Raw genomic sequence first — 9681 nt, forward strand, 5'->3', positions numbered from 1 at the left:
CTGCGCATGAAGACGGAACTAGTCCAGATGTGATATTTGTGGTGATCACATACATCATCAACGATGCTCGTTATGGTGAGTTTGATGACTACCCGCTGAAGTGAAAATAGTGTTGTGTACCAAATTGCGTACTAAACTAAAATCACAAATCATGAAACCCTTGTTCATGGCGGTTCTCAGGGGTATTGCGCGTAATCGCGAATTCAGGGTATGGACCCGGTGTGGGTCACTGCTGCGATCCCGGAGTCCATCGCCTGGCTGGTGAAAGATGCCTCGCAGTTTACCCTCACCGTTCCGGCGCGACCGGATAAAACACTCACCATCCGCAAATGGACGCTGCTACCTGGCGTGGATGCCGCGACCCGCACGCTGCAGCTGCGTCTGGAAGTCGACAACGCCGACGAGGCGCTGATTGATACCGGCAACGAACAGCGGGTGATTACCGTTGATGCCGACGGGCGCTTTGTACCGAAACGCGTTGCTGTTTTCCAGGCATCGCAAGGCGTCACCGCATTACGCTCTGGTCTGGCGGAAGGTGAAAAGGTGGTTTCCGGCGGCCTGTTCCTGATTGATTCCGAAGCCAATATTTCTGGCGCACTGGAGCGGATGCGCTCTGAAAGTGCTACCCATGCGCATTGAGGGAATAACCAATGATTGAATGGATTATTCGTCGCTCGGTGGCGAACCGTTTTTTGGTGCTGATGGGCGCGTTGTTTCTGAGCATCTGGGGCACCTGGACCATCATTAATACGCCAGTGGATGCGTTGCCGGATCTCTCCGATGTGCAGGTGATTATTAAAACCAGCTATCCCGGCCAGGCACCGCAAATCGTTGAAAATCAGGTGACTTATCCGCTAACCACCACCATGTTGTCGGTGCCTGGCGCGAAGACTGTGCGTGGTTTCTCGCAGTTTGGCGACTCTTATGTGTATGTCATTTTCGAAGATGGCACCGATCCGTACTGGGCGCGTTCGCGGGTGCTGGAGTACCTCAACCAGGTACAGGGTAAGCTGCCTGCGGGAGTCAGCGCCGAGCTGGGACCAGATGCCACGGGTGTTGGCTGGATCTATGAATATGCACTGGTGGATCGCAGCGGTAAGCACGATCTTGCCGATTTACGCTCATTGCAGGACTGGTTTCTCAAATATGAGCTGAAAACCATTCCTGACGTTGCGGAAGTGGCGTCGGTAGGCGGTGTGGTGAAAGAGTATCAGGTGGTTATCGATCCTCAGCGCCTGGCGCAGTATGGCATCAGTCTCGCCGAAGTAAAAAGCGCGCTGGATGCTTCAAACCAGGAAGCGGGCGGTTCGTCAATCGAACTGGCGGAAGCAGAATATATGGTGCGCGCCAGCGGCTATCTACAAACGCTCGACGACTTTAATCACATCGTTTTAAAAGCCAGTGAAAATGGCGTGCCCGTTTATCTGCGCGATGTTGCGAAGGTCCAGATTGGCCCGGAGATGCGCCGGGGCATTAAACGGCGAAGGCGAAGTGGCGGGCGGGGTGGTGATCCTGCGATCCGGCAAAAACGCCCGAGAAGTGATCGCCGCCGTGAAGGACAAACTGGAAACGCTGAAAAGTAGTCTGCCGGAAGGCGTGGAGATAGTTACAACATACGACCGCAGCCAGCTCATTGACCGGGCCATCGACAACCTCAGCGGCAAGTTGCTGGAAGAGTTTATTGTGGTGGCGGTAGTCTGCGCGCTGTTTCTCTGGCATGTGCGCTCGGCGCTGGTGGCGATTATTTCGTTGCCGCTGGGGTTGTGTATTGCTTTTATTGTCATGCCCTTCCAGGGGCTGAATGCCAATATTATGTCGCTGGGTGGCATTGCGATTGCCGTCGGGGCGATGGTCGATGCCGCTATCGTCATGATCGAGAATGCGCATAAACGGCTGGAAGAGTGGCAGCACCAGCATCCTGACGCCACGCTGGATAATAAAACGCGCTGGCAGGTGATCACCGATGCGTCTGTTGAAGTGGGGCCGGCGCTGTTTATCAGTCTGCTGATTATCACGTTGTCGTTTATCCCGATCTTCACCCTGGAAGGGCAGGAAGGGCGTCTGTTTGGCCCGTTGGCGTTCACCAAAACGTATGCGATGGCGGGTGCGGCGCTGCTGGCGATCGTAGTGATCCCTATCCTGATGGGTTACTGGATCCGTGGCAAAATTCCGCCGGAAAGCAGTAATCCGCTCAATCGCTTTTTGATTCGTGTTTATCATCCGCTGTTGCTGAAAGTACTGCACTGGCCGAAAACCACGCTGCTGGTGGCGGCGCTTTCGGTGCTGACGGTTCTCTGGCCGCTCAATAAAGTTGGCGGGGAATTTTTACCGCAGATCAATGAAGGCGACTTGTTGTATATGCCATCGACGCTGCCGGGGATTTCCGCAGCAGAGGCGGCGAGTATGCTGCAAAAAACCGACAAGCTAATTATGAGCGTACCTGAAGTGGCGCGGGTATTTGGCAAAACCGGGAAAGCGGAAACCGCCACCGATTCTGCTCCGCTGGAGATGGTAGAAACGACCATCCAGCTTAAGCCACAGGATCAGTGGCGGCCAGACATGACAATGGACAAAATCATTGAGGAACTGGATAACACCGTGCGTCTGCCGGGGCTGGCGAATCTGTGGGTGCCGCCAATTCGTAACCGTATCGATATGCTCTCAACCGGCATTAAAAGCCCCATCGGCATTAAAGTTTCCGGCACTGTGCTGGCGGATATCGACGCGATGGCTGAGCAAATTGAAGAAGTGGCGCGAACGGTGCCAGGCGTAGCTTCTGCGCTTGCCGAGCGGCTGGAAGGTGGGCGCTATATCAACGTTGAGATTAACCGTGAAAAAGCCGCACGTTACGGTATGACGGTGGCGGATGTGCAGTTGTTTGTGACTTCTGCGGTGGGCGGGGCGATGGTTGGCGAAAGGGTTGAAGGGATTGCCCGTTATCCAATTAATCTGCGTTATCCGCAAAGCTGGCGCGATAGTCCGCAGGCACTGCGCCAGTTGCCGATCCTGACGCCGATGAAGCAGCAAATCACCCTGGCAGACGTGGCCGACGTTAAAGTCTCTACCGGACCGTCGATGCTGAAAACCGAGAATGCGCGCCCGACGAGCTGGATTTATATCGATGCCCGCGATCGTGACATGGTGTCGGTGGTTCACGATTTGCAAAAAGCGATAGCTGAAAAAGTGCAGTTAAAACCGGGCACCAGCGTGGCATTCTCCGGGCAGTTCGAGCTACTGGAGCGCGCCAACCATAAGCTGAAACTCATGGTGCCGATGACACTGATGATCATCTTCGTGCTGTTGTATCTGGCATTCCGTCGGGTGGGCGAAGCGTTGCTGATTATCAGCAGCGTACCGTTTGCGCTGGTGGGCGGCATCTGGTTACTGTGGTGGATGGGCTTTCATCTTTCTGTGGCGACGGGTACCGGCTTTATTGCCCTTGCCGGGGTCGCCGCCGAATTTGGCGTGGTGATGCTGATGTATTTACGTCACGCCATAGAGGCCGAGCCGTCGTTGAATAATCCACAAACATTCAGCGAGCAGAAGCTGGATGAGGCGTTGTATCACGGCGCGGTCCTGCGCGTGCGCCCGAAAGCGATGACGGTGGCGGTGATTATCGCCGGTCTGCTGCCGATTCTGTGGGGAACGGGGGCTGGTTCAGAGGTGATGAGCCGGATTGCCGCCCCGATGATTGGCGGCATGATCACCGCACCTTTGCTGTCGCTGTTTATTATCCCGGCGGCGTATAAGCTGATGTGGCTGCACCGACATCGGGTACGGAATTAAAGCAGGATACCTCGTTTAACCGTGTGGATTGTGTCTTGCGACGATGGGCACTAAATGTTAAAAGGTGCCCCTCAACAAAAAAGACACACAGGGGAAAGGCGTGAAAAACGCGTCAACCGTATCGGAAGATACTGCGTCGAATCAAGAGCCGACGCTTCATCGCGGATTACATAACCGTCATATTCAACTGATTGCGCTGGGTGGCGCAATTGGTACTGGTCTGTTTCTTGGCATTGGCCCGGCGATTCAGATGGCGGGTCCGGCTGTATTGCTGGGCTACGGCGTCGCCGGGATCATCGCTTTCCTGATTATGCGCCAGCTTGGCGAGATGGTGGTCGAAGAGCCGGTATCCGGTTCATTTGCCCACTTTGCCTATAAATACTGGGGACCGTTTGCGGGCTTCCTCTCTGGCTGGAACTACTGGGTAATGTTCGTGCTGGTGGGAATGGCAGAGCTGACCGCTGCGGGCATCTATATGCAGTACTGGTTCCCGGATGTTCCAACGTGGATTTGGGCTGCCGCCTTCTTTATTATCATCAACGCCGTTAACCTGGTGAACGTGCGCTTATATGGCGAAACCGAGTTCTGGTTTGCGCTGATTAAAGTGCTGGCGATCATCGGTATGATCGGCTTTGGCCTGTGGCTGCTGTTTTCTGGTCACGGCGGCGAGAAAGCCAGTATCGACAACCTCTGGCGCTACGGTGGTTTCTTCGCCACCGGCTGGAATGGGCTGATTTTGTCGCTGGCGGTAATTATGTTCTCCTTCGGCGGTCTGGAGCTGATTGGGATTACAGCCGCTGAAGCGCGCGATCCGGAAAAAAGCATTCCAAAAGCGGTAAATCAGGTGGTGTATCGCATCCTGCTGTTTTATATCGGTTCACTGGTGGTTTTACTGGCACTCTATCCGTGGGTGGAAGTGAAATCCAACAGTAGCCCGTTTGTGATGATTTTCCATAATCTCGACAGCAATGTGGTAGCTTCTGCGCTGAACTTCGTCATTCTGGTGGCATCGCTGTCGGTGTATAACAGCGGGGTTTACTCTAACAGCCGCATGCTGTTTGGCCTTTCTGTGCAGGGTAATGCGCCGAAGTTTTTGACTCGCGTCAGCCGTCGCGGTGTGCCGATTAACTCGCTGATGCTTTCCGGAGCGATCACTTCGCTGGTGGTGTTAATCAACTATCTGCTGCCGCAAAAAGCGTTTGGTCTGCTGATGACGCTGGTGGTAGCAACGTTGCTGTTGAACTGGATTATGATCTGCCTGGCGCATCTGCGTTTTCGCGCGGCGATGCGACGTCAGGGGCGTGAAACACAGTTTAAGGCGCTGCTCTATCCGTTCGGCAACTATCTTTGCATCGCCTTCCTCGGCATGATTTTGCTGCTGATGTGCACGATGGATGATATGCGCTTGTCAGCGATCCTGCTGCCGGTGTGGATTGTATTCCTGTTTGTGGCATTTAAAACGCTGCGTCGGAAATAAGGCATTCACGCTACATCCGACAAAACGATGTCCGCTCTCATCCATTCGATGAGAGCGGTTTTTTTAATTACTGCTTAAATGCACCCGCCAGAGAGCGAATATCATTGCCGGTTGGCGACTGATGAAGTCGCAGACCAAACTCTTCGACAATCGCAAATATGTGATCGAATATATCAGCCTGAATGCTTTCATATTCCAGCCACACCACGGTGTTAGTAAACGCGTAGATCTCGAGCGGTAAACCGTTATCACCTGGAGCCAGTTGGCGTACCATTAAGGTCATATCTTTACGAATCCGCGGATGGTTACGCAGATATTCGTTCAGATAGGCACGAAAGGTTCCAATATTGGTCATTCGGCGCAGGTTTAATACCGACTCCGTAGAACCTTGCTGGCGATTCCACTCATTAATTTCCTGATGGCGGCTGGTTAAATAAGGCTTTAACAAATGCGCTTTATTCAGACGTTGCATTTCGTCTTCATCAAGAAAACGAATACTGGTGACATCAATACTGATACTGCGCTTAATACGTCGCCCGCCAGATGCTGACATCCCGCTCCAGTTTTTAAAGGAGTCAGAAACCAGAGACCAGGTGGGAATAGTGGTAATGGTATTGTCCCAGTTACGCACTTTGACGGTGGTTAACCCAATATCGATCACCGCGCCATCCGCGCCGTATTTCGGCATTTCCAGCCAGTCGCCCAGTTTCAGCATATCGTTCGCGGAAAGCTGAATACCTGCCACCAGACCAAGAATCGGATCTTTAAATACCAACATCAGCACGGCAGCCATTGCACCAAGACCGCTGATCAGAATCGCTGGCGACTGACCAATCAGCAGCGAGATCATCAAAATGCCGACCAGGATTGCGCCGATCAGTTTAATCCCCTGAAATATCCCTTTCAGCGGTAACTGAGATGCCGCCGGGAATTTCTGCGCCAGATTCAAAATAACATCCAGCAACGAGAAGACTGAAAGCAGCGCATACATCATGATCCACAACTGCGCGCAGGTAGTCAGAATATCTGCCGCTTCGGTGCCTTTTTGCAGCCAGAATACCGCCTGAATATTGACGATAATTCCCTGCAGGGTAAAAGCTAAACGGTGGAAGAGTTTATTCTGGGTAATGATTTGCAACCAAAGCCGTGAACTGGCGATGGCACGTTTTTCGAAGGTCCGCAGTACCACCCAATGCAAAATAATATGCACCACGACGGCGGTCAGAAAAATAATACCGAAAATCATCACCATCGAGGTGGTGTGATCGATCTCAATACCCGCTAAATCTTCAACCTGGGATATTAAATCCTGCATAACGTCTCCTTTATACAACAGCAGCCTATGATGACGGCTGAAACAGGGTTATGCAAATCAGGAGAATCTGAGGGGAAATAGCCGGGCAGATGCCCGGCAAGAGAGAATTACACTTCGGTTAAGGTGGTGTTTTGCGGCAGACGAGATTTCGGCAGCGTAGCGTTAAAATCTTCAACGCTGTGATGACCTACCGGAACAACCACCAGACTGGTGTAGCCTTTCTCTTTCAGACCAAATTCTGCATCGAGGATTGCGGCGTCAAAACCTTCGATGGGCACCGCGTCCAGACCCAGCGCCGCCACGCCGAGCAGGAAGTTACCGACGTTGAGATAAACCTGTTTTGCCATCCACTCTGCATCATCATGCAGATCTTTACGGTGCATATCGGCGAAGAACTTGCGACCTTTATCGTTCGCGGCTTTCGCTTCCGGCGTGGCAAAGCGGCCATCGGCATCTTCCTGGTCAACAACCAGCTTCAGCCAGGCATCGTCCATCGCGGTTTTTGCACAGAACACCACGACGTGCGAGGCATCAAGTATTTTACGTTTGTTGAACACATAATTACCGGCAGCGGATTTGGCAACACGCGCTTTACCTTCTTCCGTGCTGGCAACAATAAAATGCCACGGCTGGGAGTTGGTGCTGGATGGGCTGTATTGCAGTAGCGTTTTGATCTGCTCGGCCTGTTCCGGGGTAAGTTTTTTGCTGGCATCAAATGCCTTAGTGGAATGACGCTTTAAGGCGACAGAAATGATATCCATAAAGACTCCATGTGTAAGTAATTTTGCGTGCCAGCAGATTACAAGGTTCAACGAGAAATGGTAAGCGAGAAAAATGCGCTATAGATTCCCGCTTTAGCCTGGACGCACTCTTTTTTGATCGCGTTTAGCCAGACCATCAACCACCAGATTCCACGAATCGTTGATCAGATCGCGAAGTAACGCTTCGGAGATTTCCTCGCCGGAATACACCGAAATCCAGTGCTTTTTATTCATGTGATACCTTGGCTTAATGCTTGGGTATATTTGCTGATTTAACAGGGATTTTTGTGGATCGGACTTCAGATTGATAAAGGGGACGCCGCGTAGCTCCGACGACAGCATAAAAATCTTGCCGCCAATTTTAAAAACATCGAACTCCGGGCCAAAAGGCCAGCAAAGCTCGACAAAGGGTAACTCAAGAGCTAGGCGTTTCGCCGTTTCGTGCAGTGATTGCTTATCCATAAACGTTCCTTTAGGCGAAGGAGAATAAGCAAAGTATGCCGCGAAGTTCGGCGATAATCGACGTTTAATCCGCCAGCGAGAACCAGCGTCGCCAGATAAAGCGCAGAACAAAATACTCAATAGCGCTCAGCACTAAAAACCACAGACAAAACAATAAAGTGTAAAGCTGGCTAAGATCCATCAGATGGAACATGGTCACCAGTTTTTGTGCCAGCGTCAGCCCCAGTGCGGGGGCGGGCAGCAGCAGGCAAGAGAGGAAAGCCATCAGCAAAATGCCTGCTGCGGTGGTCAAGGTTTCTAAAGGGTGTTTCATAACATTGTTAAATATAAGTTAAAACACCATTGTCAGGGATATTCTTCTGTAAGGCAATTCCCGGCTTAGTCACCGGCCCAGATCTCACAATGCTTTTTCACCAGCCCAATCAGCGAGCCGCCATCGGCGACGAAATCGCGCATCAGCTGCGCTTCATTCAGACCGCTGACGACCTGGCGATGCAGTGCTTCAATTGCGCTCGATGCGCCAATTTTATGTGCTGAAGGGGCGATTTTTTCCAGCAATCGCAAGGTATCTTCCGTTAGCGGTCGACGATCGCCAGTGTGCGGATCGGTAATGACGCCTTCCAGACCATAGCGACAGGCCTGGAAACGGTTGAATTTATACAGCAGGTAATCTTTCTCCTGATGTTTGAACGGGCGTTCCGTCAGTAACCAGTGGGCGGTGGCCTGAATTAATCCCGCCATATTCACCGCGTGGCTAAGGGTTAACGGGGTATCCATCACCCGAACCTCCACCGTGCCAAAATGAGGACTGGGGCGAATATCCCAGTGCAGATCTTTAATGCTGTCGATCATCGTGGTGTAACTCAGACAGCGAAACAGGGCTTCAAATTGTTGCTAGTTACTGACCCACGGCATCGGGCCATTATCAGGAAAGGCGGAAAAAATATTCGGTCGTGAGGGGGCAAAACGCGTATCCGTTCCCTGCATATATGGCGACGCGGCGGAAAGGGCAATAAAATGCGGCACAAACCGTGACAAGCCGTGCAGCAAATAAATGGCGTCATCGCCACTGGCACAGCCAACATGGACATGCTGACCAAAAACGGTCGCCTGCTGGATGAGATAGCCAAAGTTTTCCAGCGTTCGTTGATAGCGTTCGTTGTCGCATACCTCCTGACGCTGCCATTTCTGAAACGGGGGCGTGCCACCGCCGCAAATTTCCAGATGATGGTCTGCGGCTGCCTGCAATACGACTTTCTGCATCGCTGAAAACTGCCCGGCAGCCTGGTTGATATCACGGCAAACATCCGTCGCCAGCTCCAGCATACTTTCGGTGATATCGTGCTTTACCTCTCCGGCCGTGATCTTATTTTTAACCGCGTCAATCAGCATTGAAGAGTCCTGGCTTAAGTCATAGCCCGGCGGATTAACCACCTGCATTTCCAGTTCAATACCGAGGGTAAAAGGTTCAGAAAAATGAAAATCGGGTAATGGCATAGGTTTCTCTTAAGTTGACGTTTTCTATTCAGTATAGAAGTCGGAGCGGCTGGGCGAGATGCGGAAGTTCTGGAATGTTTCTTTTTTTTGGTGATGGTGAACTGATGGTGCCTGAAGCACTTTGGCTACTTTTTCAATGTGGCAAGTTATGGCAGAGCTGGCTGGTGGCGAAGAATTTTGACGATTGAGGCATGCAGAAAAAAACGGGTTCAGCTTCAGTTGATCAAATGGGGAGTGAGAAGTCCGAAACAGGATTTGCTGTATAAATAAACAGCTATTTTGTTGAGGAAGGGTAAGATAACTGCGGGTGCCTGAAGCTTTCCGATTTCAGGTTTACTCTGAGGTCTGGAAAGATGAAGCCCCAGGAGATATTTCTATCAACC

At 51.9% G+C, this 9681-nt stretch carries 6 protein-coding genes and 3 pseudogenes; 4 read left to right on the forward strand and 5 right to left on the reverse strand.

Annotation, left to right across the window (positions count from 1 at the left end; genetic code table 11):
• The 4 genes and pseudogenes from ACUU1I_RS17440 to pheP all read left to right on the forward strand — a co-directional run.
• Positions 1 to 104 (forward strand): umuD domain protein (locus ACUU1I_RS17440; RefSeq protein WP_449144866.1); only part of this gene is annotated, 104 nt, incomplete at its 5' end.
• A 91-nt stretch (positions 105 to 195) separates the two neighbouring features.
• A pseudogene (locus ACUU1I_RS17445) lies at positions 196 to 639 on the forward strand (efflux RND transporter periplasmic adaptor subunit); the annotation flags it as partial.
• An 83-nt stretch (positions 640 to 722) separates the two neighbouring features.
• A pseudogene (gene cusA, locus ACUU1I_RS17450) lies at positions 723 to 3786 on the forward strand (Cu(+)/Ag(+) efflux RND transporter permease subunit CusA).
• Between the two features lie 100 nt (positions 3787 to 3886).
• Positions 3887 to 5263 (forward strand): phenylalanine transporter, encoded by a 1377-nt coding sequence (gene pheP, locus ACUU1I_RS17455; RefSeq protein ID WP_000786325.1) that lies wholly within the window; start codon positions 3887 to 3889, stop codon positions 5261 to 5263.
• 67 nt (positions 5264 to 5330) lie between these two features.
• On the opposite strand, the gene ybdG is transcribed toward pheP, so the two are convergent.
• From ybdG to ACUU1I_RS17480, 5 genes and pseudogenes are all read right to left on the reverse strand, one after another.
• Positions 5331 to 6578, reverse strand: coding sequence for a mechanosensitive ion channel YbdG (gene ybdG, locus ACUU1I_RS17460; protein WP_001153148.1), 1248 nt, complete (start codon positions 6576 to 6578; stop codon positions 5331 to 5333).
• Between the two features lie 107 nt (positions 6579 to 6685).
• On the reverse strand, positions 6686 to 7339 hold the full coding sequence (gene nfsB, locus ACUU1I_RS17465; RefSeq protein WP_000351489.1) for an oxygen-insensitive NAD(P)H nitroreductase: 654 nt from the start codon (positions 7337 to 7339) through the stop codon (positions 6686 to 6688).
• Positions 7340 to 7432: 93 nt separating this feature from the next.
• Positions 7433 to 7801 carry an MmcQ/YjbR family DNA-binding protein gene (locus tag ACUU1I_RS17470; protein WP_000360958.1) on the reverse strand — a complete coding sequence of 123 codons (369 nt, stop codon included), beginning with the start codon at positions 7799 to 7801 and terminating at the stop codon, positions 7433 to 7435.
• Between the two features lie 64 nt (positions 7802 to 7865).
• Entirely contained in the window at positions 7866 to 8114 is a 249-nt protein-coding gene (locus ACUU1I_RS17475; RefSeq protein ID WP_000682519.1) for a DUF1158 domain-containing protein, read from the reverse strand.
• Between the two features lie 65 nt (positions 8115 to 8179).
• Positions 8180 to 9298 (reverse strand): annotated as a pseudogene (locus ACUU1I_RS17480) (YbdK family carboxylate-amine ligase).
• Positions 9299 to 9681: the final 383 nt, after the last annotated feature.

The sequence above is a fragment of the Shigella sp. SIG3 genome (genome assembly GCF_053555855.1).